Consider the following 25,785-nt stretch of genomic DNA (forward strand, 5'->3'; position numbering starts at 1 on the left):
CGGTACGCCCACGGACCTCTACTTCGCCTTCTGAAGCTCGGCGGCAAGTGCCTGCAGCAGCCCGCGCGTGCCCTCCTCGCGCCCTTGCGCTGAATCGACACCATCGAAGAAGGCACTCTGTTCGGTATAGGTCAGGCGGGTGCCGTCGCCGGAAGGGGCAAGCTCGACCGTGGTGAGCGACGCCGACAGCGGCTGCGGCCCGACCGCCATCCGGTAGGAAAATACGATGCGCCGGTCAGGGACGATATCCTGGAACTGCGCATCGAGCCTGATCTCCGGGCCGCCCTGGTAGCTGAACCGCGAAACCTCGCCGCCGCCGACACGGAAATCGAAGGTGAATTCGGCGATGGTGAAGCCGTCGCCTTCGACGCGCCAGCGCCGCACCGTCGCCTTGTCGGCAAAGGCGAGGAAGACGCGTTCGGGCGATTGCGGGTAGGTCCGCTCGATCGTGAAGCTTGAATGGATGACGGAGTGCTCGTCGTTAACCGGGGCAATCTGGTTCATTTCTTGTCGTCCTTTTCCTGGTCGTGGAGTGTTGCGTTCGTTTGGTCAGTCTCCGCCAGAATCTGGCCGAGACGGTCGAGCTGGCGTTCGGCCGGCGTGCGGCGCGCGGCGATCCAGTCGGCGAGCGGGGCTAGCCCGCCGGGCTCGATCCGGCAGGTGCGCACGCGTCCGATTTTTTCGCTGCGGATCAGCCCGCACGCTTCCAGCGCCTGAAGATGCTGGAGCACAGCGGCGAAGGTCATGCCGAACGGCTCCGCCAACTGGCTGACGGTGGCCGGCCCGCGGCTCAGCCTTTCCAGGATTGCCCGGCGCGTCGGCTCGGCAAGAGCCCGCAGGATGCTGTCGATCTCGGAATACTTAAGCATGGACTTGAGTATTTCGCCGATGACACAAATTGTCAAGTCACGGCTAAAGTATTTTTGCAGATGGTGAGAGCCGGCTGGAAAACCCGCGACGCGGGTCATTGCCAGGGGAAATTACAAGGGAAATTGCCTGCGCTTCAAAACGGCGCGGAAACGCCAGCGATGCTGTCAGCCAGCAGGCCGGTCTCGCGTCAATCCTCGTGCAGCACAAATTCCAGGTAAAGATTGCGCTGCAGGATCGAGTGGTTGTCGTCGGACATCAGCGACACGATCAGCGCGCCATCGTCGCGGGTCCAGACGTCGAGCGCTTCCATGTTGTCGATCTGGTAGCCCATGTCGGCTTCGAGCAGCACCGGCCCGTCGGCGACGGCGCCCTTCTCGACGCTTTCGCCATAGATGCGCCGCAGCCGCATCTTGACGCCGCCGGCCATCGAAAAACTGCGCTCCAGAAGCAACAGGTCGCCGTCCGGCAGGAAGGCGCCGTCGGTGATGTCGAAATCGCCATTGCGCTTGACGGTGAAGACGCCCTTGTGCGGCCCTTCGATGATCGCGGCAAAGATGTTGCCGGCCTTGTCGAGGCTCTTTTCCGACACCACGACCAGCCCGCCCGCGTGCTGCCCGTGAGGATGGGCGCGGGTGACGGTCTCGAAGCCGCGATTGCGGCGGAGTTCCCAGGCCGGGATAAGGAAGTCCAATTGCCTGAACGGCGCCTTCATGTCGTCCGGGTCAATCTTGAACTCGGCGATACGGTGATCGCGCTCGAAACCGACCGTGGCAATGCCGTCCTTGACCGCGAGGCCTTCGGCATCGACCGCCCATTTCTCGTCGATCGGCTGGCCGGCCGCATCGACCATCTGCTGCATGCGAAAATTCTGGATGCCGGAAGGCCGCTTGTCGGCATCGTGAACGAGGGTCCCGAAGAACCAGAAGCCGGTGTCGGCGACGCCGATGAAATCGCTGCCTGGCTTGAGGAACCGAAGCGCCGACAGCGCGCCGAAATCGCGCGTCGGCGAGGTCATTTCGAGCCCGCCGATGAATTCGAGCGGCCCGAACTGTTTTTCGTCATTGCCGATGCGAAACTGGGTTATGGGCCGGGCCGAGATTTCGGCCGGCTCGACCGAGGCCGGCCCGGCAGCGACAGCCGGGGCCAAAGTGATGCCGAACAACGCAATGGCGGCCAAAAGCTTCTGCCAAAAGCCGCCGCGGGAAAAAATCATCCGGCGCGCCGCATGCCGCCGCGCCGCGTGTCGCGCACGGTTTCCTCGGCGAACAGCGAGGCCAGCTGCTCGGTCATGGCGCCGGCCAGTTCTTCGGCATCGACGATGGTGACGGCGCGGCGATAGTAGCGGGTGACGTCGTGGCCGATGCCGATGGCCAAAAGCTCGACCGGCGAGCGCGTCTCGATGAGCTCGATGATGGCGCGCAGATGCCGCTCGAGATAATTGCCCGGATTGACCGACAGCGTCGAATCATCGACCGGCGCGCCGTCCGAGATCATCATCAGGATCTTGCGCTGCTCGGGCCGCGCGATCAGCCGGTTGTGCGCCCACAGCAGCGCCTCGCCGTCGATGTTTTCCTTGAGCAGGCCCTCGCGCATCATCAGGCCGAGATTGCGGCGCGCCCGCCGCCACGGATGGTCGGCGGATTTGTAGATGATGTGGCGCAGATCGTTGAGCCGGCCGGGGTTCGGCGGCTTGCCTTCCTTCAGCCATTTCTCGCGCGCCTGTCCGCCCTTCCAGGCGCGGGTGGTGAAGCCGAGGATTTCGACCGAGACGCCGCAGCGTTCCAGCGTGCGCGCCAGGATGTCGGCGCAGGTCGCGGCGACCGTGATCGGCCGGCCGCGCATAGAACCCGAATTGTCGAGCACCAGCGACACCACCGTGTCGCGGAATTTGGTATCGCGCTCCTGCTTGAAGGACAAAGGCTGCATCGGGTCGATGACGACGCGCACCAGCCGTGCCGGATCGAGATAGCCTTCTTCGAGGTCGAAATCCCAGGAGCGGTTCTGCTGCGCCATCAGGCGGCGCTGCAGCCGGTTGGCCAGCCGCCCGACGACGCCGGAAAGATTGGCGAGCTGCTTGTCAAGAAAGGCGCGCAGCCGGTCGAGCTCCTCCTCCTCGCACAGTTCCTCCGCGCCTACGGTCTCGTCGAAGGCCGTGGTGAAGACCTTGTAGTCGATCTCTTTCGGCAGATTGGTGAAGGGATTGTCGTTGCGGCGCGCCTCGCCGGGCGTCTCCGCATCGGCGTCGTCATCGTCGGAGAGATCCTCGGCGGTGGCGTCGGATGCTTCCGTCTCGGCCGATTGCTCGTCGTCGGACGATGCCTCGGTATCCTCCGACTGCGACTGCTCGGAGCCGGAATCGTCTTCGCCGCCCTCCTCGCTCTGCTCCTCGCCTTGCGGCTGGTTTTCGTCGTTGTCCTCGGAGTCTTCCGTCTCCTGGTCATCGCCGAGCTCCTCGGCCATTTCCATGGAGGCGAGCATCTCGCGCACCACGCGGGCGAACGCCTGCTGGTCATCCAGCTTTGCCGATAGCCCGTCGAGGTCGGCGCTGGCCTTTTCCTCGACCCAGGGGCGCCAGAGATCGACCAGCCGTTCGCCGCTTTTCGGCACAGTGCGGCCGGTCAGCTTTTCGCGCACCATCAGCGCCAGCGCTTCCTCGATCGGCGCGTCGGCCTTGTCCTTGACGTCGACGAGGTTGGCCCTGGCGTATTTGTCCTCCAGCATCGAGCCGATATTGTCGGCGACGCCCTGCATGGCGCGGCTGCCGATCGCCTCCACCCGGGCCTGCTCGACCGCGTCGTAGATGGCGCGGGCCTGCTTGCCTTCCGGCGCCAGCCTGGTGTGGATGCGCGCATCGTGGCAGGCGCGCTTCAGCGCCATGGAATCGCCGAGCCCGCGGGTGATGGCGATGTCCGCCTTCGATGCCTTCTTCGGCAGTTCGGGCAGTCGGGCGCGGCTGCCGGCCAGCGCCGGCCGGTCCTTGGCGAAGCCGACCTCGAGATCCTTGTCACCGGCAATCGCGCGCATGCAAACGGTGACGGCGCGCTTGAAGCTGTCGTTCTCAGCGCCGGTCTTGGATTTGTTTCGCGTGTTGTCGCCCGGACCCGCCATCGAGACTCTGCTTAGCCCAGCACAACGTTCGCCGCGCTCTCCGGCAGATCTTCGCCGAAGGCGCGCTGATAGAACTCGGCCACCAGCGAGCGTTCCAGCTCGTCGCATTTGTTGAGGAAGGTCAGCCGGAACGCCATGCCGATATTGCCGAAGATTTCGGCATTCTCGGCCCAGGTGATGACCGTGCGCGGGCTCATAACGGTCGACAAATCGCCGTTGATGAAGGCCGAGCGCGTCATGTCGGCGACACGGACCATCTTGTTGACGATCTCCTTGCCCTTGCCGTCGCGATAATGCTTGGCCTTGGCCAGCACGATGTTCACTTCATTGTCGTGCGGCAAATAGTTCAGCGTGGTAACGATCGACCAGCGGTCCATCTGCGCCTGGTTGATCTGCTGGGTGCCGTGGTAGAGGCCGGTGGTGTCGCCCAGCCCAACCGTGTTGGCGGTCGAAAACAGCCGGAAGGCCGGGTGCGGGCGGATCACCCGGCTCTGGTCGAGCAGCGTCAGCCGGCCCGACGATTCCAGCACGCGCTGGATGACGAACATCACGTCCGGGCGGCCGGCATCGTACTCGTCGAAGCACAGCGCGACATTGTGCTGATAGGCCCAGGGCAGGATGCCGTCGCGGAATTCGGTGATCTGCAGCCCGTCCTTGACCACGATGGCGTCCTTGCCGACGAGGTCGATGCGGCTGACATGGCTGTCGAGATTGACACGCACGCAGGGCCAGTTGAGGCGGGCGGCGACCTGCTCGATATGCGTCGACTTGCCGGTGCCGTGATAGCCCGACACCATGACCCGACGGTTGTAGGCAAAGCCGGCGAGGATCGCCATGGTCGTGTTCTTGTCGAACAGGTAGTCCGGATCGATGTCGGGAACGTGCTCGCTCGTCACCGCATAGGCCGGCACCACCATCTTGGAGTCGAAGCCGAATGTCTCCTTCACCGACACCGTGGTGTCGGGCAGGTTGGCGATGTCGCGATCGACCTTGTTCATCTCTATCAACGTCTCCACAAGCGAAACGCCGCGTTTCGCCGGCAATCGATTTTGTTCGGGGGCGGTCTTAGAGCCTTTTCCAACCTTATGAAAGTTGGAAAGCGACACGAACCGTATGGTCGCTCAGCACAAACCTGCCTGCTTGAGCACGCGATACGCCTGGAGCACATCGCGGAACCGGTCTTCCGAACCTCTGTCGCCGCCATTCGCATCCGGGTGGTGGCGTTTCACAAGTTCCTTATAGCGCGCCTTGATATCCTTGCCAGTTGCCTTTGTATCAAGGCCAAGCGTTTCCAGTGCCTTGGCCTCAAGCGGCTTGGCCTTGCGCTCGCGTGCTTCGCGCGGGTCTTTCGGGCCTTTGAACAGGTCGAACGGATCGCGCATGCGATTGTAGTAGCCGGCGCGACCGGAACGCGCCTGGGCGAAGTCGGGCGAGGAGCGTGTCGAGGCACCGTTGACGCCCATTTTCCAGGTCGGCCGGTGGCCGGTCATGGCTTCCTTCTGGAAGCGGGCGATCTCGGTATCGGGAACGCCCGAGAAATAATTGAAGCCTTTGTTGTACTCGCGCACGTGATCGAAGCAGAACTGGAAATACTCGCCTTCCTTCATCCGTCCGACCGGGGCACGGTGGGTACCGGCCTCCTTGCAGCCATCCCACTGGCAGATCGGCGAACGCGACTTCAGCTCCGCGTCCTTCTCCGGGCGGATGCGAATCTTCTCGAAATATTTTGGGTACGGCTTCATCTCACCCATTTATGGGCTGTTCGCTGATGCGAAACAAGAATTGACATTTTCGCGATGATCGCCCTAGCCGCTGAATCGCGGCATAAAACCGGCGAATTGCGAATTTTGTGCGATGACATAGATGTGGTGAAGGGAAGCGGCGATGTCCATACAGGCAACGATGGAAGATAAGCTGAAAAAGGCGTTTTCGCCGGAACGGCTGGACGTCATCAACGAAAGCCATCTCCATGCCGGGCATCATCATGTGGATTCCGGCCATCACGCCACCTTCGACGGCACTGGCGAGACGCATTTCCGCGTCCGCATCGTCGCGCCAGCCTTTGCCGGCATGAGCCGCGTCGAGCGTCACCGCGCAGTCAACGATCTGCTGGCCGAGGAGTTGAAATCCGGCGTCCACGCCCTGGCGATCGAGCCGGTGGCGCCCGGTGAAAAGACCCGCTGGTAAATTTCAGCCGAGGCTCGCCCTCAGGAAGGCCATCACCGCTGCGGTCAATGCATCGCCTTCGGTGCCGAAGTCGCGATTGATCGACATGTGCGAATAGGCGCTGCCGTCGAACAGTGTGACCCTGGTTCCGGTGGCGCGCAGACGCCCGGCGAAGGCCTGCGCGTCCGCCGCGCGGGCTTTCGCGCGCGAATGGGCGATGAAGGTCGGCGGGTGCTTGCGGCCTTCCACATAGGTGACAGGCGACAGCGCGCGCCACTGCGCCCGATCGGGAAAGGCGCGGGCATAGACCCCTGCCATGCCGCCGCTCCTGGCCAGTGCCTCCAGGTCGTAGGCCCTGGTGTCGTCGAGAACCAGCGCCGCGACGCCGGGCAGGCCGCCGCGCAGCCCGGTCAATGCGACGAGATGGCAGCCGGCCGAATGGCCCATGGCGACGATCCGGTCCGGATCGCCGCCATGCCTGGCGATGTTGGCGCGGACGTAACGATAGGCCAGTTCGACATCTGCCGCCTGGGTGGCGACGTCGGCTTCAGGCAGCATCCGGTAGTCGATCGAGACGAAGCCGAAGCCATTGTCGAGCAGGAAACCAGGCTTGGAATTGACATTGTTGCGGTTGCCGACCCGCCAGGCGCCGCCATGGACGAAGAAGACGACCGGCAGGCCGCTTGCGCCATCGCGGGAATAGATATCGAGCTTGGCCGGCCCATAGTCGAAGGTTTCGGGCGACGGCGAACGCGGCCGCAATGCCGCCGCCTGTCCCGGCAGCAGCGCCGCCATCGACGCCAGAAGCAGGCTTCGCCGATCGATCGTCATCAACTCCTGACTGCCCACGGCTGCCACAAGGTGCGCACTGTCATTCTCCAAGCATCGCCGGCTTGATCCTCAGCCGCGCGATACGGTTCTTGTCGCGCTTCATGACGACGAAGCGCTTGCCGTGAAACGTAAAGGCCTGCTTTTCGTCCGGGATCGACTGCGCCTCGTGGATGACAAGGCCGGCGATGGTGGTGGCTTCCTCGTCCGGCAGGTTCCAGTCGAGCGCCCGGTTAAGGTCGCGGATCGGCACCGTGCCGTCGACGACGACGGAGCCGTCGGCCTCCTGCTTGACGCCCTGGATGTCGATGTCGTGCTCGTCGGCGATCTCGCCGACGATCTCCTCGATGATGTCTTCCAGCGTCACCAGCCCTTCGACCTCGCCATATTCGTCGACGACGATGGCGAAATGCGCCTTGCGGCGCAGGAAGGCATTGAGCTGCTCCTGAAGCGTCGTGGTGTCGGGCACGAACCACGGTTTCGACGCGATCTTCATCACGTCGATCCTGGAAAAATCGTTGCCGACCTCGTTCAGCGCGCGCAGCAGATCCTTCGCGTGCAGCACGCCGACAATGTTGTCGAGCGAACCCTTCCATAACGGCATGCGGGTGTGCGGGCTCTGCAGGATCTCGCGAACCACCGCTTCGGGCGGGTCGTCAGCGTTGACGGAGCGCATATTCGTGCGGTGGACCATGACGTCCGACACTTCGAGCTCCTCGAGGTCGAACAGGCCGCCGATGCGGGCGCGGTCCTCGCGCACCACCTGGCCGTCGCGGCGGAAATCGTCGACGGCGCCGCGCAGTTCCTCGCGCGCCGAGCGCTGCGGCTCGATGCGTTGCAGCTCGTAGCCGAAGGCGGCGAGCAGGCGCCGGCGCAAGACGAAGCCCAGCAGGCCGAGGCCGGCGAGCACGGCAGCCGCGATCCAGCCGGCCTGGCTCATCCCGGGCGGCTTTCCTGCCGACCCGGATGGTTCTCCCGGAGGAACGCCAGCACTTCCGAGGCCGGCACATCCCGGGCGATAAAGGCCTGGCCGATGCCGCGCGTCAGGATGAAGGTCAGCGCGCCGCGCGACACCTTCTTGTCCTGGGTGATGAAGGAGAACAGCGTCTCGGCGTCGGGCAGTTCGCCTGGAATGTCGGCCATGCGCCAGGGCAGACCGACGGCGCGAAGATGCGCCTCGACACGCGCCGCGTCGTCGGGGCTCGCCAAATTGAGCCTTGACGAAAAGCGGTGCGCCAGCGCCATGCCGATGGCGACGCCCTCGCCATGCACGAGCCTTGCGCCGTCATAGCCGGTCGCCGCCTCCAGCGCATGACCGAAGGTGTGGCCGAGATTGAGCAACGCGCGGTCGCCGGTCTCGAACTCGTCGCGGGCAACGACGTCGGCCTTGGCACGACAGGCCTCGGCGATGGCCGCAGCCCGCTCCGGCCCGCCGGCAAACACTTGACGCCAGTTTTCTTCCAGCCAGGCGAAAAACTCGGGCCGGTCGATCAGCCCGTATTTGGCCAGTTCGGCATAGCCGGCGCGAAACTCGCGGATCGGCAGCGTGTCGAGCACTTCGGTGTCGGCCAGCACCAGCCTGGGCTGGTGGAATACCCCGACCAGGTTCTTGCCGCGCTTGCTGTTGATGCCGGTCTTGCCGCCGACGGAGGAATCGACTTGCGCCAGCAGCGAGGTCGGAACCTGCACGAAGTTCATGCCGCGCCGCGCGATGCCGGCGGCAAAGCCGGCGAGGTCGCCGACGACGCCGCCGCCGAGCGCGATGACGACGTCGCCGCGCTCCAGCTTGGCGGCCAGCACGCCGTCGACCACCTCTTCGAGATGCGCAAAGCTCTTGGTCTTTTCGCCTGGCGGCAACGTGATGACGGCATGTTGGATGCCACCGCTTGCCAGGCCGGCCGCAAGCGTCGCGAGATGCGCGGCCGCGACGTTTTCGTCGGTGACGACCGCCGCCCGCGTCCCCGGCAGACGGCGCGAAATCTCGGCGCCGGCGCGTGACAGCAGGCCGGGACCGATCAAAATATCGTAGGCACGCTCGCCAAGCCCGACTTCGACAGAGACCGTTGCATCAGCGCTCACGACCGCACCTCGTCAATATCGGCAACGCCGAAATGGCCGCGCAGCGCGTCCACCACTTCGGCGGCAATGATCTCCTTGCGGTCGTCGCGGGTCGGCACGATGACATCGGCCGCGGCGTAAACCGGGTAGCGTTCCGCCATCAACCGTTCCAGCACGGCGCGCGGATCGGCGCTTTTCAGCAGCGGCCGGTTCTGTTTCTTGGAAACGCGCTCCATCAACAGACCGATCTCGGCTTTCAGCCAAACCGAAACGCCATGGCTGGCGATCGCCTCGCGCGTCTGCGCGTTCATGAAGGCGCCGCCGCCGGTCGACAGCACCTGCGGCCCGTGCTCCAGCACACGCAGGATGACGCGCTGCTCCAGTGCTCGGAACTCCGCCTCGCCATAGCGCTCGAACAGGTCCGGGACGCTCATGCGCGAAACAGTTTCGATCTCCTGGTCGCTGTCGATGAAGGGCAGTGCCAGCATCGCCGCCACCTTGCGGCCGATCGCCGTCTTGCCGGCGCCCATCAGCCCGACAAAGACGATGGAACGGCCGCCCAGCCGGCCGAGCAGCGCGGCATGGCTCTCGCCCGGAGGATTTGCTGGTAGCGCGTTCATGCTTCTAGGCCTCTTTGGCGGCGTATCGACATCAAAAGCCTGTTTGCGTCAAGCGCGGCGCAACCGGGACTATGGGCTTCACCCTTGAATTGGCCGGATTGGCGTCTCATAAGGGCACAGGGTTGGAAATGCAGAATAAGACGACGGGCGAAAATTAATGCCAACACTGTTTCGCTTTGTCGTGACGCTCGCGATTCTGGCCGGCATTGTCTATGGCGCGATGTTCGCCCTGGTCATGTTCGTCGAGCCGAGGAAGGCGGAAATGAGCGTGCGTATCCCTCCGGAAAAGCTCAATCCCAAAAAATGAACAGCGCCGCCCGCATCGAAGCCTTCCTGGAGATGATGAGCGCCGAGCGCGGCGCCGCCGAAAACACGCTTTCCTCCTATCGCCGCGACCTCGAAGACGCTTCCGTCGGGATCGGCGGTGGGCTTGCCGCTGCCACCAGCGCCGACATCCGTGCCTATCTCGACGACATCGCCGCGCGCGGCTTTGCCGCCACCTCGCAGGCGCGCAAATTGTCGGCGATCCGGCAGTTCTTCAAGTTCCTCTACGCCGAAGGCCTGCGGGGTGACGATCCGACCGGCACGCTGGACAGTCCGAGGAAAGGCCGGCCGCTGCCTAAGACGATGAGCGAGGCCGATACCGGCCGGCTGCTCGACCGCGCGGCGCAGGAGGCGGTGGACCCCTCCATGCATGACGGCGACAGGCTGGCGGCGCTGCGCCTGCACGCGCTGGTCGAGGTGCTCTACGCCACCGGCTTGCGCGTTTCGGAGCTGGTCGGCCTTCCCGTGACGGTGGCACAGCGCGACGACCGCTTCTTCATGGTGCGAGGCAAGGGCAACAAGGAGCGCATGGTGCCGCTGTCGGCCAAGGCGCGCACCGCGATGCGGACATGGCTTGCCGCACGGGGGGCGGTGCCGGCTCTTGCCGACAGCCCGTTCCTGTTTCCGGCTGCCTCCGACAGCGGCTATCTCTCGAGACAGGTCTTTGCCCGCGAGCTGAAAGGGCTTGGCGCTCGGGCCGGCATTGCCACGGCGAAGATATCGCCGCATGTGCTGCGCCATGCTTTCGCCAGCCATCTGCTGCAGAACGGCGCTGATCTCAGGGCCGTGCAGCAGTTGCTTGGCCATGCCGATATTTCAACGACGCAGATCTACACGCATGTGCTGGAGGAGCGGCTGGTGCGTCTGGTCAACGATCATCATCCGCTTGCCGACTAGGCGTCATGCCGCTATGTGAGAACGACGTTCCACCGCGCCCAGCCTGCATTTTCAGGCTTGCGTCAGTCATTGCCTTCCGACTTGCCGGTCCGCCCAAGAATGTACAATTACCTCGATTTCGAAAAGCCTGTGCAGGATCTCGAAGGCAAGATCCTTGAGCTGAAGAAGCTTGCCGAGAACGGCGAGGCGGTCGATGTCGGCGATGAGATCGCCCGTCTCGAGAAGCGCTCGCGCGATGCGCTGCGCGACGCCTACAAGGCGCTGACGCCGTGGCAGAAGGTGCAGGTGGCGCGCCATCCGGACAGGCCGCATTGCATCGACTACATCAAGGGTCTGCTTACCGATTTCACGCCGCTCGCCGGCGACCGCAATTTCGGCGAGGATCAGGCGATCGTCGGCGGCTTCGCCCGCTTCCGTGGCGAGCCGGTGGCAATCATCGGCCAGGAGAAGGGTTCCGATACGACAAGCCGGCTGAAGCATAATTTCGGCTCGGTGCGGCCGGAGGGCTACCGCAAGACGGTGCGGCTGATGGAACTCGCCGACCGCTTCCAGATCCCGCTGCTGACGCTGGTCGACACGGCCGGCGCCTATCCCGGCGTCAACGCCGAAGAGCGCGGCCAGGCGGAAGCCATCGCCCGCTCGACTTCGGCCTGCCTTGGCCTGAAGGTGCCGTCGATCTCGGTGGTGATCGGCGAAGGCGGCTCGGGCGGCGCCATAGCGATTGCCACCGCCAACCGCGTCTACATGCTCGAACACGCCATCTATTCGGTGATCTCGCCGGAGGGCGCCGCCTCGATTCTGTGGCGCGACACCACGCGGTCCAAGGATGCTGCGACCAACATGAAGATCACGGCGCAGGACCTGCTGGAGCTGAAGATCATCGACGCCATCGTCGCCGAGCCGCTCGGCGGTGCCCATCGCGCCCCCGAAACGGTGATTGCCGCCACCGGCGACCTCATCGCCAGGACGATGAAGGAATTCTCCGGCGCCAACACCGACTTCCGCGAGCATCGCCGCGAGAAATACCTGGCGATGGGCCGCAATCTGTAACCAACGCAGGCACGCGGCCCGAAATGTGGCGGCGTGAACCAGTTTCGCCACAAAAATGCCGCTGCATTCGGCTCAGTGGGGTTGCCGTAAGGGGACGCGCCAGCATGATTGCGGTAAGGAATTTTCAAGGTTAACGGGCTTAGGGTCCGTCAGCGGTCAGTTTAGCAGCCGCGGCATCCGCGGCGCAGAGATGAAGACGATAGCCATATCCATGTTTGCCAAGCTTGCCCGCACCGGAGTTCTGATCGCTGCGATCGGCGTCGCCGGCTGCAATGATGCTTCGATGAAGGATTTTGCGCCGCAAGCCAACAAGCCGCTGCCGGACAAGATCCTGGCCGAGATGAAGGCCAAGGGCATGGTCCGCACCTCCTCGGTGATGGCCCGCATCTTCAAGGAAGAAGGCAAGCTCGAAATCTGGAAGGCCAAGACCAACGGCCGCTACGACCTGGTCGCCAGCTACGACATCTGCAAATGGTCGGGCAAGCTCGGGCCAAAATTCACCGAAGGCGACCGCCAGGCGCCGGAAGGCTTTTACACGGTCCGCCCGGCACAGATGAACCCGCGGTCGAATTACCACCTGTCCTTCAATATCGGCTACCCGAACGCCTATGACCGCGCCAATGGCCGCACGGGTTCCAACCTGATGGTCCATGGCGCCTGCTCGTCGTCTGGCTGCTATTCGATGACCGACGCGCAGATCGAGCAGATTTACGCTTTCGGCCGCGACGCCTTCCAGGGCGGCCAGACCGAGTTCCAGATCCAGGCTTTTCCGTTCCGCATGACCGCAGCCAACATGGCGCGCTATCGCAACGATCCGAACTACGAATTCTGGAAGATGCTGAAGGTCGGCTACGACAATTTCGAGGTTACCAAGGTGCCGCCGAAAGTCGACGTCTGCGAGAAGCGCTACGTCTTCAACCAGGTTGCGGCCGACGGCTCGACCTTTAATCCGACCGGCGCTTGCCCTGCGACCACCCAGCCCGATTCGCTGAAGAGCGCCATCAACGCCTATCAAAGCACCTATGAGGCGGCCTTCAACGGCGCCGTCAAGGCCAGCGTGCCGGCACCCAAGCCGACCATCGCCGGGATCAAGGAAGCCAGCATCGTTTCCGACTGGTCGAAACGGCGTGCGCGCGGCGAACGCGTGCCGATCGAGCCGCCCTCGCTCAACCCGGACGGCACCGTGGCCGAAACGGCGCGCATGGGCCGCATCGATTCGCCGGCGGGCCGCAAGATGGCGGCGCTCGATGCCGAAAAGGCCGCCAAGCAGAAGGCCGAGGAACAAAGGCTTGCCGCCATAGAAGCGGCCAAGGCCGCGAAAGAGGCAGCCAAGGCACAGGCCTTGGCCGAGAAGGAAGCTGCCAAAGCCCAGGCGCTCGCCGAAAAGGAAGCTGCCAAGACCGCCGCCGAGATGCCTGTCGCCACCGCCACCGTAGCGCCATCGGACGCCGCCCCGGCAGTCGAAACGCAGGCTGCGGACGCCGAAAGCACGGCGACAAGGTTGAAGAAAAAGCTGCTCGGCATGTTTGGCGGCTGAACTTCATGCTTGAGCAAGAAGATGGGGGCCAGGAACACGGGCCCTCAACTAGCCCCGCCGCCGTCTACGACCTCAAAGGCTTGAACTGCCCGTTGCCGGTGCTCAAGGCAAAAAAGCGCCTGGCCGCAATGCAGCCGGGCAGCCGGCTGTGGCTCGAAACCACCGATCCGCTCGCCGTCATCGACATTCCCGCCTTCTGCGCCGAGACCGGCCATCGGCTGATCGAGACGACGGCGATATCGGGCGGCCACCGCTTCCTGGTCGAGTGCGGGATCGGCTGAGTCTCGACTTAGCTCGTTCTGGCGAAAGCGGCTGAGCGGGATAATCTCCCCCCTTGAGGGGGAGATGGCCGGCAGGCCAGAGGGGGTTGCCGCGCGTGAAGCGCCAACCTTTTCTCTCGTCCCACAGGGCGTCGCGCCAGCCGAGGCGACCCCCTCTGTCGCCTTCGGCGACATCTCCCCCTCAAGGGGGGAGATCACGATCCGGCAATAGCCAGCGGGTTGCTTTCCAGTGCTACGCGATCCGGCGTGTCGATCGACGGCCGGTTGGTGAAGGCGGCGAACAGCCGGCGAACATAGTCTTCGGGCATGTCGAGCGTGATCAGCACCAGCCTTGTGCCGCGCTGGCTGTCCGGCCAGGCCGGCAGTTGCACCGGCGGATGCAGGATCTTCTGCACGCCATGGATAACCAGCGGCCGCGACGGGTCTTCTGCAAGCTCGATGACGCCTTTCATCCGCAAAAGGCGCTCGCCATGCGCCGAGCGCAACAGATCGAGGAACATCTCGATTGCCGAAAACGGCACCGGCCCGTCATGAACCAGCGAATACGAACGCACGCGGGAATCGTGCCTGTGGTCATGGTGATCATGGTCGGCATGGTCATGCCCGTCGTGATCATGCCCGCCGTGGTCATGCCCGCCGTGGTCATGGTCGTGGCCGGCTTCTTCGCCGAGCCAACGCTGCACATCGACGGATTTGGTGGCCGGATTGTAGAGGCCGCTATCGAACAGGGTCGCGGTGCTTGCCTCGCCGGCGTCGAGCACCACGGCGCCCGGGTTGAGCTGCCTGAGCCGCGCCCGCAACGCCTCGACATCGCCTGCATCCGTGGTCAGGTCGGCCTTGCTGAGCACGATGCGATCGGCGACGGCCACCTGCTTCACCGCCTCGACATGCGCATCGAGCGTCGCATTGCCGTTGACGGCATCGACCAGGGTGATGACGCCGTCGAGCCGGAAGGCCTGGACCAGGGCCGGGTGTGCCATGATCGACTGCAGTACGGGGGCGGGATCGGCGAGCCCGGTGGTTTCGACGATGACGCGGGCAAGCCGGTCGATGCGGCCGGTCTGCAGGCGGTCGACGAGGTCAGCCAGCGTGTCGACCAGCTCGCCGCGCAGCGTGCAGCAGAGACAGCCGTCGGAGAGCTGGATGATGCCGTCGGAGGCCTGCTCGACCAGGAGATGGTCGATCGCCATCTCGCCGAACTCGTTGATGATGACGGCGGTGTCGGCGAGCGCCGGATCCCGGAGCAGCCGATTGAGCAGCGTCGTCTTGCCGGCACCGAGAAAGCCGGTGAGCACCGAAACGGGGATCGGGAAACCGGCCATGCGGCTAGTTCAGCGCCTTGGCCGGCTGCTGGACCTGCGCGGCGGTGGCGGATCCGGCCACAACTGGCTCGGCGCCGGCCGGCGGCGCCCGGTCCGGCCGCCATGTCGGCAGCGGCACGTCGGCATATTCCTGCCCGGAGGCGTCGAGCATCGCCTTCGGCTTCGGTCCCGTGGCGCCGCCGAGGCCGACGGCGATCAGCGTCGGTACATGGTCGAGCTTTTCCTGATAGGGCGATTTCGGCACGTCCTTGCCCTTGTCGCCGACGGCGGGTGCGGTTTCCGACTGCTCCTCGACCGGCTTCTTCTTGCAGATTTCGTCATTCATGTCGTTGGCCGACATGGTGTCGCCATAGGCGGGCAGCGCCGCTACCGTCAGCCAGCTCGGCGCCGGCGTTGCAAAGCCCTGGTCGAGCAATTTTGCCGCCGCCTCGGCGCGGGTAATGGCCGATTGCTCGCCGAGCACTACGGCGACCAGGGTGCGGCCGTTGCGGGTCGCCGAGCCGATCATGTTGAAGCCGGACGAGCAGACGAAACCCGTCTTCATGCCGTCGGCACCCGGATAGCGGCCGATCAGCAGGTTGTAGTTGGAGATCGCCTTCTTGCCGACGGCAAGGCCTTCGATCGAGAACCAGGGGGCATATTGCGGAAATTCCTTGCGAATCGCCATCACCAGCAAAGCGAGATCGCGCGCTGTCGTATACTGGTCCGGCGAATAGAGCCCGTTCGGATTGACGAAATGGGACCCGCTCATGCCGAGCCTCTGCGCTTCGGCGTTCATGCGTTCGGCGAAAGCCGCTTGCGAACCGCCGATATTCTCGCCGACCGCCATGGCGATATCGTTGGCCGATTTGACCAGCATCATCTTCAGCGCATTGTCCAACCGCATCACCGAGCCCGGGTTGAAGCCCATTTTGCTCGGCGGCTCGCCGGCAGAATGTTTCGTTACCTTGATCGGCGAATCGAGCTGGACCTCGCCCGCGGCAATCGCCCGAAACGCCACATAGGCGGTCATCAGCTTGGTCAGCGAAGCCGGGTACCAGCGCCTGAACGCCTCCTGGTGCTGCAGGATCTTGCCGCTGTTCAGGTCGAACAGGATTGTCGGATTGGCCAAGGCAGGCCCGGCCAGCGCCGCAAGCACCACCGTGCCCGCCACCAACAGTTTGAGGAAATGCCTGTAGCGCATCATGAAAACCGAAATAGCCTCTTGCCGCAGTCCCACCTGGCTCCGTAAGATTTCGTTACACGATCGCCAGGATAATGGTCCGGCCCTCTGTTCCCGGACCACAGTCGCGGTGCTATTTACTCTATGTGACGTCAACATGGCAAAGTGCTGCCGATCACAATGTGGAAGCAGCAGCACAATGCAAAGCAGCGTGCATGGTTGCAAGGCAGCAGGCACAATTGCAAAGCAGCAGGCCAAGACCGCCTGCTCCAACAGCGAAATGGAACCATCATGCCGATCCTGAACCGAGCCGCCGAAATGCAGGACGAGGTGACCGGCTGGCGCCGCCATTTGCACCAGACGCCGGAGCTGAATTTCGACGTCTTCAAGACCGCCGCTTTCGTCACCGAGAAGCTGAAGGCTTTCGGCTGCGACGATATCGTGACGGGTTTGGGCAAGACCGGCGTCGTCGGCATCATCCGCGGCCGCCACGGCGAAGGCTCGACCATCGGCCTGCGCGCCGACATGGATGCCCTGCCGCTCAACGAGATCACCGGCAAATCCTATGCTTCGACCGTCCCCGGCAAGATGCACGCCTGCGGTCATGACGGCCACACCGCGATGCTGTTGGGTGCCGCCAAATACCTCGCCGAAACGCGCAATTTCGCCGGCTCCGTCGCGGTCATCTTCCAGCCGGCCGAAGAGGGCGGCGGCGGCGGCAACGAGATGGTCAAGGACGGTATGATGGAGCGCTTCGGTATCTCCAAGGTGTTCGGCATGCACAACATGCCGGGCCTGCCGGTCGGTCAGTTCGCCATCAGGCCGGGTCCAATCATGGCGGCGACCGCCGAATTCACCATCACCGTCAAGGGCCGGGGCGGCCACGCGGCGATGCCGCACGGCACCATCGACCCGATCGTCATCACCAGCCAGCTTGTCGGCGCATTGCAGACGATCGCCTCGCGCAGCACCGATCCGGTCGAGGCGGTGGTCGTCTCGGTGACGAAATTCCACGCCGGCGACGCCTATAACGTCATTCCCGAGACGGCCGAGATCGCCGGCACCGTACGCACGCTGAAGAAGGAGGTCGCCAAGAAGGCCGAAGAGCGCATCCGCGCGCTTTGCCAAGGCCTGGGCGCTGCCTTCGGCGCGACAATCGAGGTTGATTACAATGCCAATTACCCCGTCACCTTCAACCATCCGGAAGAGACGGTCTTTGCCAGCGACATCGCGGCCGACGTCGCCGGCGACAGCCATGTGCACCGCGCGATCCAGCCGGTGATGGGCGGCGAGGATTTCTCCTACATGCTTGAAGCGCGGCCGGGCGCCTTCATCTTCATCGGCAATGGCGATACCGCCGGCCTGCACAACCCAGCCTACGACTTCAACGACGAGGTCATCCCGCACGGCATGAGCTATTGGGTGAAGCTGGCGGAAACGGCGCTGGCGGCGTAGCCGTTCGGCATCGGCGGTGCGGCAACCGCCGCACCTCTGGGCGGCAAAACCGGGCAGGACATGCTCTGCTGGTCACTTCCGGCCGGACGACTTCCGGGCAAGGCCGAAGGCAATGCCCAGAGCAATACCTATACCGATGCCCGCAACAATGTTGTCCAACACGACGCCGATAGCCACGCCGATCACGACGCCGAGTGTGAGGTGTTTGGCATCCATTATGCCCGGTCATGTAGCGTGGAAGGGAAGAGCCGCAACCGCTACGGTCCGCTCTTCGGATCCTCGACCTCCAGCGCCTCCATGACCGGCGCCAGCTCATTGTCGTCGGCAGCCTGCGGCTCTTCGCCTGTCCTCGCCTTCGTCAGGGCTGCCTCGATCGCCTCCTGGATATTGCCGAGCTCGTCTTCGCGAACCTCGTGGCCATAGCCGGCAGCGTCGGCATCCTGTTCGAATTGCTGCGCCAGGACGGCGACGCTCACCTCGCTCTCGGCCGGCAGATTGCCGACATTCTCCTGCAGCCAGGTTTCAAAGAACTCTTTGGTCGCGCTCATGCGGTCTCTCCTTCGGGACACTAAAGCGCGCCGGCATCCCGAAAGTTCCGCTATCTGAGCCGTCTTTGCGCCCGTTGCCGGCTGCCCCGCAATTCAGCGCGGCCAGGCGGCGTTGGCGCCGCCTGGCTCGGCTGCTTACTGGCTGGCAGCAGTCGTCGGTTCACACGACACGTTCGGGTTCATATCGGCGAACGCGCCGGTCGGGTTGCCCTTCCAGGCCCAGACATGCAGCTCGTAGAACGGACCGAGGCCATAGCGATTGGGCGCACTGTTGAAGTTGAACAGATGTCCGTCGAGCGAGGCCGGGCCTTTCGAGGTGATGTATTCGACCGCGATCAGTTTTAGCATGCCGTCGGCCATCGGCTCGTACATGACGGCTTCAGGCTTGGCGACATCGACCGCGTCGTCCTTGAGGTAGCCCGGATTGACGTAATGGATGCCCATTGCGCCGCCGGTGATGCCGCTGGCGCAAGGAATGGGCGCATAGCCCTCAGCGGTCGCCGCCGCCACATTCTCGAAGCGGCTGTTGGCCGCGCGTACCTTGTCGGCCAGCGGATTGGGACCGGACGCGGGCGCTGCCTGATGCGCCTGCGCCAGCGCAGTGCAGGCCGACAGCAGCGCCGCGGCAGCGAGAACTCTATTGCGAAAGTTGATTGTCATAGTCATTCCATTCTTCTTGAAAAGCACAGCCCGGCCGGCCGCCGGAAGTAAGGAGGTCCGGCAGGTGGGCGCTGTGGCTGTTGTTGCTGGGAGATCCCTATCCCGATGCGACGAATGCAGGGGAAGATCATCCCTTCGGCAGATACGGGATGGTTCCGGCCAGATCGGAGTTGTCGATCAGCTGGAAACGGCTGTCGCTGCCGCCCTGACGGGCCGAAACGAACGGCGCGTAGGCAGGATCGTCGGTGAAGGCGCGCGCCGCGGCCTCGGTCGGGAACGCCATCAAGGCAATCAGCGTCGTGTCGAGCGGCTTGCCTTCGAGCGTCTTCACATTGCCGCTGCGCGACAGATATCTGCCGCCGTGCTTGTGAACGAGGTCGTGGACTGACGCGGCATAGGCCGGCATCCACTTCGGGTCCCTCACCTTGATGTCTGCGATAACGTAAGCGGTCATGGGTCATGTCTCCTGGTCGTGCACAGGGGTATCCCGTGCAGCGGCCAAGGGCTCGCACGGCAAGGCCGGCGCCAGCCAGTCCGCGATCTGTACTGGTGTGGCGAATCCGAAATTCGCATTCGCTTTGGAGCAACGCAGCGAGCGAATTTCGGATTCAAAAGCCACACCAGCAAATGCTTGGATTTCCAGTGTGGTTTTGGATTTGAAGTTCCTAACGCTGATGCCACCCAGAAAGCAGGAACTTCAAATCCACCACACTGGGCCGGTACAGTTTCTGTACTCGCCGCGCCGCCGGGAAAGGCCTATGGTCCCGGCTGAGTTTGAGGGGAAGGCAACGTCGTGACCCAGTCCGGATACAAACAGTTCTGCCCGTTATCGATGGCCGCGGAGGTGCTGTGCACCCGCTGGACCATGGTTCTGCTTCGCGAATTGGTGGCAGGCTCGACCCGTTTCAACGATCTGCGCCGCGGCGTCCGCAAAATGTCGCCGACCCTTCTGTCGCAACGCCTCAAGGAGCTCGAGCTGGCCGGGATCGTCGAGCGCAAGGAGGTGCGCGGCGAGAAAGGCATCTTCGAATACCGGATGACCGAGGCAGGCAGGGATCTGCGTTCCGTTGTCGAGGCGATGGGCTTTTGGGGGCAGAAATGGGTCGAGTCGCGGCTGTCGCTGAAGAACCTCGATCCGTCGCTGCTGATGTGGGACATGCGGCGCAATCTCAACGCGTCGCCGCTGCCCGACGGCCGCACGGTGATACAATTTCTATATCAGGAGCTCCCCGCCTCGAAACGGTCATGGTGGCTGATCGTCGAGAAGCACGGCGAGGTCGACCTCTGCTGGTACGACCCGGGCTTCGATGTCGATCTCTACGTCTCGACCGACCTGCACACCATGACCGAAATCTGGATGGGGCTGATCACCGTCGAGAAGGCAGGGACGAAAGTCATCTTGACGGGAGACCAGGATATCGCCCGTAAAATGCAGACCTGGCTGGGCCTGAGCCCGTTCGCGGTCGAACCCAAGCGAGCGGCCTAGCTGCCTCTTGGCGAAACGTCCCGAAGCGGTTATGTGTCGGGCGCGATGGTCCCGTAGCTCAGTAGGATAGAGCGGCAGATTCCTAATCTGTAGGTCACAGGTTCGATTCCTGTCGGGATCACCACGTTTTTCAAGCACTTAGCGCGAAATCGCCGCACTTTTTTTGCAGGATTTTTGCGAAATAAGTACGGCGAATTTCGCAGACCTTCAGACTTTGGGCACACATATTCCAGGGCGAAGCGGCCCAAAACCGCTGCGAAGCGCGGCGCTACGATGCCTAAATCGAGGTAGGTAATCGTTGTTCCCAATCAACTTGCCCGTTTTTCGACGCACCGAGACGACGGACGACAGCCGCTACCGACCGTCAGCGTCGACGTCTCCTTGGCGGCGCCGAAAGGTCTCGCTACTTCGTCGTTCAATCGAGACCGCGGCGAGTAAGAATGCGAACATCGGCATCATCGATCACGAGGTCGAACTCGACTCGTGTGTCCATCCGTCCCCTTAGGGCGGATTGTCCACCAAAGTCCGCATCATAGGGGGAATGGACGCGCCCGGTCTGGCGGCTAGAGGAACGGAACGCTATCATTTTATTGTATTAGTAATGACGCATGAAATGGCCTACAATTGACTCTACCCGGCAACGCCACTGGCAGCCGGTAGGCCCGGCGGCCCGCTGGAACCCCCGATCGGCTGTCGGCCCGTCCCCATGAAAGTTACGTGCGGTGGCGACCAACGTGAGACGAGATCGAACCAACAACCCCGCAACCGGCATCAAGGGCAAGCGCCACGGGCCGCCGGCCAACGACGAAGCAGGATATTTCGAGTTCTGCCCCGTTTGTGGCCAGACGTTCGACAAGCGAAACCTTGGCGAGGTGCTGCATCACTGTCTCCCCGACCATGAGCCGTTGAACTCGATGAATAGGTGACTAGCGTTCGAACAGATGGTTTCGCTCATCCAAGATCGTGATCGGTCCCAACCAGACGATCTCAAAAGTGATTGCGGATGTGGTCGTTAAAGTAGCGGGCTTGGCGAAGGCCGCTTTGAACCCGGCAAAGGTCTCAGGTGGTACCCGGAACCATTGCACATTGAGCGGAATTGGCTGAAAGTGATCGAACCACAGGACAGGGATGTCGGACGGCCACCTATTCAAGGTGGCCGGGGCGCGGGTTAACGTGATTCGGGTCGATCGGCAGGACAGGGGGAGAAATGCACCCTTGGACGAAGGCTGAGCTTGCGGAGATCACCGGAGGCATATGGGAAGGCGAGTTGCCGGAAGCCTGGACGACCGACTGCATAGCCTTCTGCGACGCACTGATCGGCCCCGGCGCGCTCGTCATCCCGCGCGTTGGCACCTACCGTTACGGAGTACACCCCAGGAAGATCAGGCGCTTCAGGCGACAGGGGCTCGCGCTCCTCGCGGACCGAGAGTACCGGCCCAACTTCGAAGGCTTGCCGTTGCTCCGGGTGGCTTCGGTCCGCGTCGCCATGAAGTATCTCGCCGAGCGAGCGCGGTCTGCTTACGGCGGACGCCTGATCGCGGTTGGCGGCAGCGTCGGCAAGACGAGCACCACGGCGATGATCAACGTCATTCTCACCGCAGCTGGTTATCCACCTTTTCCGGGCGAAAACTTCAATACCGTCTCCGGCGTGCTCGGCCTGATCGCCAACCTTCCCCCTGATGGCATCCACGCTGTCGAGGTGTCGATTGGCTTTTTTCGGCGGCTCCTTGAGGTATCTGCGCTCAAGCCGCATGTCGCTCTTATCACGACGATCGGCGACGCCCATCTCGAAGAGTACGGCTCGCGTGAGGCCATCGCCAAGTTGAAAGCCCGCCTGTACGATGTCGCTGAGGGCGGCACTGCGATCATGCCTCGGGATTCCGAGCATTTCGAATATCTCCGAGCCAGCGCGCTGTCGTTCGGGGCGAAGGTCGTGTCCTTCGGTGGACATGCTAAGGCCGACTACCGGCTCGTGGACTATTCGCACGAAGATCAACTGGTGCGTGCGGTCCTGAAGGGCCGGGATTTCGCCTACAAGCTAGGTAATCCAGGGCGGCACATGGCAGTCAACAGCCTCAGCGCGCTGGCGGCTGTCGATTCGCTCGGCCTTGATCTGGGAGCTGCGACCAATGCGCTCGGGGAGGTGCAGGCCATCCACGGACGTGGCGAAGTCATACGCATCGCCCTCGCGTCCGGCGAGATCCATGTCGTCGATGAGGCCTACAACGCGAATCCGACATCGGTGGCCGCCGTGCTGGCGGCACTCGCTGAGGGGAAGCGCGCAAGTGGGGGCCGAAAGCTTGCCCTTCTTGGCGACATGCGGGAACTCGGGCCACGATCGGCCGAATTTCACGCCGGTCTGGCGGAACCCGTTCTCGCGGCCGATCTGGATATGGTGATCACGGTTGGGACGCAGATGACATATCTCCGTCGTGCCCTGCCGGAGTACCTCCTCGGCCCACACTTCGCGACAGCAGACGATGTGTTGCCCGAGCTCGCCACTATCCTGCGCGCGAAGGACCGCCTTCTTGTGAAAGCTTCGAATGCCATGGGTCTGCATGAAGTTGTAACTCGCTTGCGCCGGCAATTTGGACGCTAGTCCGCCGCGATATAGCATCGGTGTTTGAGGAGTGCCCGAAACGTTGAGATTCGTCGAATTTCGCTGTTTTTTTGGACCAAAGCAGAAAAATTGACCGGAGATCAGCTCCGCCCATGACTGGTTCCACTACCAAACAGTCTCAGGCACTTGGCGGAAAATTGTGCTTCGCCGCCTGATTCGATCTGTGCTGCCTCCGGGTGACCAGGGTAGCGCCGGCTGGACGCCGCCAACCGAAGAGCTGCGCACAGTCATGCCCGCTCGGTCATTTCGGCCATGCATATAACGGCAGCCGCCGGGAATGGTTGGTTGGTCCGAGCCCAATGCAGCAACAACAAAGATTAGCCCTGTGCCGAGCACTGACATCAGTATTGCTTCAGCGAAGGAGCACTATTCCTAAGTCTCCAAGGCCTTTCGGCGGAGTCGCACCATACCAGTCCAGGGCCACACTCGAGTTGCCACTATAGAAAAATTGCCACGCAACAATCCAACCTGAGTTGGCAGTCGACTTCAGGTCTGTTGTCCCTCTCATCCGAAAACGATGATGGGGCAGGTAGATAGCCCCTTCAATTAAGTAGTTTTTGTTTCCGGACAATGAGACCGTGGGCACAGAGGGCGTAACTGTGCGTGACCCGAAGATAGCGATGCCAGCGTAAATGCCACTCGTGGGAGCCGAAATCCTTACGCCACCTTTGCCTGCTGACTGAATAATGCTTGACTCGGAGTCAACGAATATCGTGACTTCGTCGCCCGAGAGATTCACATGGCTGCCGATGCTCACTGTTGCGTTCTGAAAATAGTGAACTCCGGGAGAAAGAACGACATTTCCATCGAGGTCAATGTTTCCACAGAACACCCGGCCGGCCGGAATGGTAACATCGGTCAGCATCTGATCACTGTAGTCGCAGCCGTTCGGTGGAACGGGCTGCGGTAGATCGACAAGGGGGTCTGCAAGTTCGGGTTGGTTGGTTTTCGGGATGATGGTGTAACCGCCGCCTTGGTAATTGCCCACTATAGAGATTTTTCTGGCGACAATCTTTCCGGTTCCAACGTGCCTCAGTGCCCTTGGACTGGAGGAATTCACTTGGATACCGCAGTTTGGCACCGAAAGCCCCCCGGAACCCATTACCGTCAGCGCTCCATTTGAGGCAGGATCGAGGACATAGAAGCAATAATCCGGCGCGGCTTTTCGGGCCGTTGCCGCCGCGTGAAGGTTAATGCTCCGAATTCCAGCAAGACTCATGAAAGCGGTTGGCATTCCAGCTGAGATTTCAACCGCCGCCTCTCGCGTCCCAGCAGAAGGAGTGGTGATGCTCACCCCAACGACAGCGCCGGTCACGAAGGAGCCATTGGCCAGCGCCCAATTCTTCGCGGCCTGGACGGCTGCTTCGTTTCCTCCATCGCTCTCGACAGCAACAAGAGCCGCCGAATCGGCTATCTCCTGCAGCTTGGATCTCCAGGAAGCGGCGTTGGTAAAGTCAATGCTAAGGCCGAGGGCCAAGCCCAGTGGCACCACCATTAAGGCCATCGCGACGGCAAAGTTCCCCCGTTTTTCGGGCGGCAGATCTTTCAGTCTCCGCATCCAGAAGCCCTCTCTTAAGAGCAACTTAGACCGAAGATGGTTTAGAATTTACTAAATTAGAACAACAAAACGCAGCGGCAATTCACGCTCGGCAAAAAGGCGATGCAAGCTGTCTCGCTGCTCATTGAGCTGAGTGAAACGCGGCAGACCTTGAAGTCAGCGATGTGCTAATTCTTTACTTAAGGCCGAAGACTTGCTGAGCCTGGTCAGACTGCAACAAGTCGCGTGCCGAATGTCCGACACCCGGCAAAATCACGAGACGCCAATTGAAAGGCCACCCGTTAGCGGTCGCGACAGCTTGCGCCAGCTCAAAAGTGAACTGCCCCCGATCCAAACGCGTCTCTCCTTGGCGCATAGCAGCTGCGCTTTCGTTTAGATCGACATCGCCAGTGTCGTCTTCTCCAAGATAGATTGTTAGAGGCAAAGCCAGATAGGCCTTCAACTCCTGAGAGGCTTGATCCGGCGTATAGACGCAACCCGAGGAGAGACATCCCAGCCCGTAGGCTGCCGCCTCTGCTAGCGAGGGCAATACGTAGGTCGACGGATTGGCTACGACCACTCTCTTGGCATCCGACAAGGCAAATGCTGCAACACGCGACATGAATTGACCTCCCGCCGAGTGCCCAAAAAGGTAATACTGCGCAGTCGGCAGCCCCTCTCGGGCCCTCGCCCAGTTTACCAAGCCCTTCACGTACCAGACAGTCCACCTGTCCCGAGGTTGAATTGTGCCCGAGTTGACAATGCCTCCCCGCTGATAGCTCCAGCCTGGGAACCTTTCCAGGTCGAAAAGCGGCGCCATAACTATCAGGCAATTTCGATCCGCAAGAGGCTGCGCGTAGTCTCGGTAGGATTCGGCGGTTCGGCTTAGTCCATGGAACACGAACAGGATCGATGGATTGGCACAGTTCTTCGGATGATAGGTGTATACCGTCAACTTTATGCCGTTAATAGTTGCTGAGGTCGTACCTTTGCCGACCTTCCAGGCAAGTACTTGGCCTGAATACGTCAGACTACAGCCTAAGACGACTGCCCCTAACAGACGGATTAGAAATCGCACCTGTCGCTCCCATGGACGATCCCGCAGGGATGACATATCCCATTAGCGGCAGCTAAACAAATCAAAACCGGCTGAGCAGTAAAGAGTTCGTTCCTCCACGTCTGGTCCTCGCAATGTTCGCAAGCGACGCCTCCGCGGCACCTCAGCGTCCTGCGTGACAGGGTATCGGCTCCTTGTT

General features: G+C 62.5%; 27 protein-coding genes and 1 tRNA gene. 10 read left to right on the forward strand and 18 right to left on the reverse strand.

The annotated features are described in order from the left end of the window. Positions 1-18: 18 nt before the first annotated feature. The 6 genes from NKJ32_RS12580 to NKJ32_RS12605 form a co-directional block, all read right to left on the reverse strand. Positions 19-504, reverse strand: coding sequence for an SRPBCC family protein (locus NKJ32_RS12580; protein WP_352754590.1), 486 nt, complete (start codon positions 502-504; stop codon positions 19-21). Continuing rightward, on the reverse strand, positions 501-869 hold the full coding sequence (locus NKJ32_RS12585; RefSeq protein ID WP_352754710.1) for an ArsR/SmtB family transcription factor: 369 nt from the start codon (positions 867-869) through the stop codon (positions 501-503). The genes NKJ32_RS12580 and NKJ32_RS12585 overlap by 4 nt, the downstream gene beginning before the upstream one ends. A gap of 188 nt (positions 870-1,057) precedes the next feature. Further along, positions 1,058-2,083: an esterase-like activity of phytase family protein gene (locus tag NKJ32_RS12590; RefSeq protein ID WP_352754591.1), complete on the reverse strand. Its 1,026-nt coding sequence runs from the start codon at positions 2,081-2,083 to the stop codon at positions 1,058-1,060. Next, on the reverse strand, positions 2,080-3,978 hold the full coding sequence (gene cobT / locus NKJ32_RS12595) for a cobaltochelatase subunit CobT (RefSeq protein ID WP_352451202.1): 1,899 nt from the start codon (positions 3,976-3,978) through the stop codon (positions 2,080-2,082). Before cobT ends, NKJ32_RS12590 begins: the two co-directional genes overlap by 4 nt. Positions 3,979-3,989: 11 nt before the next feature. Then, a complete protein-coding gene (cobS, locus tag NKJ32_RS12600) occupies positions 3,990-4,976 on the reverse strand; it encodes a cobaltochelatase subunit CobS (protein WP_352451201.1) in 987 nt (328 codons plus the stop codon). Between the two features lie 123 nt (positions 4,977-5,099). Then, the gene (locus NKJ32_RS12605; protein ID WP_036238769.1) at positions 5,100-5,729 is read right to left on the reverse strand and encodes a J domain-containing protein; all 630 of its coding nucleotides are present in this window, start codon (positions 5,727-5,729) and stop codon (positions 5,100-5,102) included. Between the two features lie 133 nt (positions 5,730-5,862). Between NKJ32_RS12605 and NKJ32_RS12610 the strand changes: the two genes are divergently transcribed. After that, positions 5,863-6,165, forward strand: coding sequence for a BolA family protein (locus NKJ32_RS12610; RefSeq protein ID WP_352570588.1), 303 nt, complete (start codon positions 5,863-5,865; stop codon positions 6,163-6,165). A 3-nt stretch (positions 6,166-6,168) separates the two neighbouring features. Here the strand turns inward: NKJ32_RS12610 and NKJ32_RS12615 are convergent, their stop codons facing one another. The 4 genes from NKJ32_RS12615 to NKJ32_RS12630 are packed head-to-tail and all read right to left on the reverse strand — an operon-like array spanning position 6,169 to position 9,650. Beyond that, positions 6,169-6,975 carry an alpha/beta hydrolase gene (locus NKJ32_RS12615; protein WP_352570589.1) on the reverse strand — a complete coding sequence of 269 codons (807 nt, stop codon included), beginning with the start codon at positions 6,973-6,975 and terminating at the stop codon, positions 6,169-6,171. Between the two features lie 40 nt (positions 6,976-7,015). Then, positions 7,016-7,912, reverse strand: a complete 897-nt coding sequence (locus NKJ32_RS12620) for an HlyC/CorC family transporter (RefSeq protein ID WP_023677887.1) — start codon at positions 7,910-7,912, stop codon at positions 7,016-7,018. Further along, the gene (gene aroB / locus NKJ32_RS12625; protein WP_352570590.1) at positions 7,909-9,051 is read right to left on the reverse strand and encodes a 3-dehydroquinate synthase; all 1,143 of its coding nucleotides are present in this window, start codon (positions 9,049-9,051) and stop codon (positions 7,909-7,911) included. The genes NKJ32_RS12620 and aroB overlap by 4 nt, the downstream gene beginning before the upstream one ends. Further along, on the reverse strand, positions 9,048-9,650 hold the full coding sequence (locus NKJ32_RS12630; RefSeq protein WP_352754594.1) for a shikimate kinase: 603 nt from the start codon (positions 9,648-9,650) through the stop codon (positions 9,048-9,050). The genes aroB and NKJ32_RS12630 overlap by 4 nt, the downstream gene beginning before the upstream one ends. Positions 9,651-9,807: 157 nt before the next feature. On the opposite strand from NKJ32_RS12630, the gene NKJ32_RS12635 reads away from it, so the two are divergent. From NKJ32_RS12635 to NKJ32_RS12655, 5 genes are all read left to right on the forward strand, one after another. Then, positions 9,808-9,957: a hypothetical protein gene (locus NKJ32_RS12635; protein ID WP_023677884.1), complete on the forward strand. Its 150-nt coding sequence runs from the start codon at positions 9,808-9,810 to the stop codon at positions 9,955-9,957. Beyond that, positions 9,954-10,871, forward strand: a complete 918-nt coding sequence (locus NKJ32_RS12640) for a site-specific tyrosine recombinase XerD (RefSeq protein WP_352634069.1) — start codon at positions 9,954-9,956, stop codon at positions 10,869-10,871. Before NKJ32_RS12635 ends, NKJ32_RS12640 begins: the two co-directional genes overlap by 4 nt. Positions 10,872-10,970: 99 nt before the next feature. Next, a complete protein-coding gene (locus tag NKJ32_RS12645) occupies positions 10,971-11,921 on the forward strand; it encodes an acetyl-CoA carboxylase carboxyltransferase subunit alpha (RefSeq protein WP_352754595.1) in 951 nt (316 codons plus the stop codon). Between the two features lie 211 nt (positions 11,922-12,132). Next, entirely contained in the window at positions 12,133-13,458 is a 1,326-nt protein-coding gene (locus tag NKJ32_RS12650; RefSeq protein WP_352754711.1) for a L,D-transpeptidase family protein, read from the forward strand. A 5-nt stretch (positions 13,459-13,463) separates the two neighbouring features. Then, entirely contained in the window at positions 13,464-13,739 is a 276-nt protein-coding gene (locus NKJ32_RS12655; protein WP_023677880.1) for a sulfurtransferase TusA family protein, read from the forward strand. Between the two features lie 194 nt (positions 13,740-13,933). Here the strand turns inward: NKJ32_RS12655 and NKJ32_RS12660 are convergent, their stop codons facing one another. Together NKJ32_RS12660 and NKJ32_RS12665 are read right to left on the reverse strand one after the other, a co-directional pair. After that, positions 13,934-15,061: a CobW family GTP-binding protein gene (locus tag NKJ32_RS12660; protein WP_352827698.1), complete on the reverse strand. Its 1,128-nt coding sequence runs from the start codon at positions 15,059-15,061 to the stop codon at positions 13,934-13,936. A 4-nt stretch (positions 15,062-15,065) separates the two neighbouring features. Beyond that, positions 15,066-16,244 carry a D-alanyl-D-alanine carboxypeptidase family protein gene (locus NKJ32_RS12665; RefSeq protein ID WP_352457638.1) on the reverse strand — a complete coding sequence of 393 codons (1,179 nt, stop codon included), beginning with the start codon at positions 16,242-16,244 and terminating at the stop codon, positions 15,066-15,068. Between the two features lie 270 nt (positions 16,245-16,514). Here NKJ32_RS12665 and NKJ32_RS12670 point away from each other — a divergent pair, with 270 nt between their 5' ends. After that, a complete protein-coding gene (locus tag NKJ32_RS12670) occupies positions 16,515-17,678 on the forward strand; it encodes a M20 aminoacylase family protein (protein ID WP_352827701.1) in 1,164 nt (387 codons plus the stop codon). Positions 17,679-17,750: 72 nt separating this feature from the next. Here the strand turns inward: NKJ32_RS12670 and NKJ32_RS12675 are convergent, their stop codons facing one another. The 4 genes from NKJ32_RS12675 to NKJ32_RS12690 all read right to left on the reverse strand — a co-directional run bounded on the left by NKJ32_RS12675 (position 17,751) and on the right by NKJ32_RS12690 (position 19,340). Continuing rightward, complete coding sequence (locus NKJ32_RS12675; RefSeq protein ID WP_198023575.1) at positions 17,751-17,894, reverse strand: glycine zipper domain-containing protein; 144 nt, start codon at positions 17,892-17,894, stop codon at positions 17,751-17,753. A 41-nt stretch (positions 17,895-17,935) separates the two neighbouring features. Then, entirely contained in the window at positions 17,936-18,226 is a 291-nt protein-coding gene (locus tag NKJ32_RS12680; protein ID WP_352451191.1) for a hypothetical protein, read from the reverse strand. Positions 18,227-18,361: 135 nt separating this feature from the next. Then, positions 18,362-18,892 (reverse strand): hypothetical protein, encoded by a 531-nt coding sequence (locus NKJ32_RS12685; RefSeq protein ID WP_352827704.1) that lies wholly within the window; start codon positions 18,890-18,892, stop codon positions 18,362-18,364. 121 nt (positions 18,893-19,013) lie between these two features. Then, on the reverse strand, positions 19,014-19,340 hold the full coding sequence (locus NKJ32_RS12690; RefSeq protein ID WP_023677873.1) for a DUF1330 domain-containing protein: 327 nt from the start codon (positions 19,338-19,340) through the stop codon (positions 19,014-19,016). 339 nt (positions 19,341-19,679) lie between these two features. Here NKJ32_RS12690 and NKJ32_RS12695 point away from each other — a divergent pair, with 339 nt between their 5' ends. From NKJ32_RS12695 to NKJ32_RS12705, 3 genes are all read left to right on the forward strand, one after another. Next, positions 19,680-20,372 carry a winged helix-turn-helix transcriptional regulator gene (locus NKJ32_RS12695; RefSeq protein WP_352827707.1) on the forward strand — a complete coding sequence of 231 codons (693 nt, stop codon included), beginning with the start codon at positions 19,680-19,682 and terminating at the stop codon, positions 20,370-20,372. 47 nt (positions 20,373-20,419) lie between these two features. Continuing rightward, positions 20,420-20,496: transfer RNA gene (locus NKJ32_RS12700), tRNA-Arg, on the forward strand. A gap of 1,083 nt (positions 20,497-21,579) precedes the next feature. Next, positions 21,580-22,971: a UDP-N-acetylmuramoyl-tripeptide--D-alanyl-D-alanine ligase gene (locus tag NKJ32_RS12705; protein ID WP_352827710.1), complete on the forward strand. Its 1,392-nt coding sequence runs from the start codon at positions 21,580-21,582 to the stop codon at positions 22,969-22,971. Positions 22,972-23,344: 373 nt separating this feature from the next. Here NKJ32_RS12705 and NKJ32_RS12710 read toward each other — a convergent pair whose 3' ends face one another. Then, complete coding sequence (locus tag NKJ32_RS12710) at positions 23,345-24,550, reverse strand: TadE/TadG family type IV pilus assembly protein (RefSeq protein ID WP_352574895.1); 1,206 nt, start codon at positions 24,548-24,550, stop codon at positions 23,345-23,347. Between the two features lie 175 nt (positions 24,551-24,725). Further along, entirely contained in the window at positions 24,726-25,151 is a 426-nt protein-coding gene (locus NKJ32_RS12715; protein WP_352451186.1) for a hypothetical protein, read from the reverse strand. Positions 25,152-25,785 lie beyond the last annotated feature (634 nt).

The organism is Mesorhizobium sp. M0159, assembly GCF_040322295.1.
Taxonomy (GTDB): Bacteria; Pseudomonadota; Alphaproteobacteria; order Rhizobiales; family Rhizobiaceae; genus Mesorhizobium.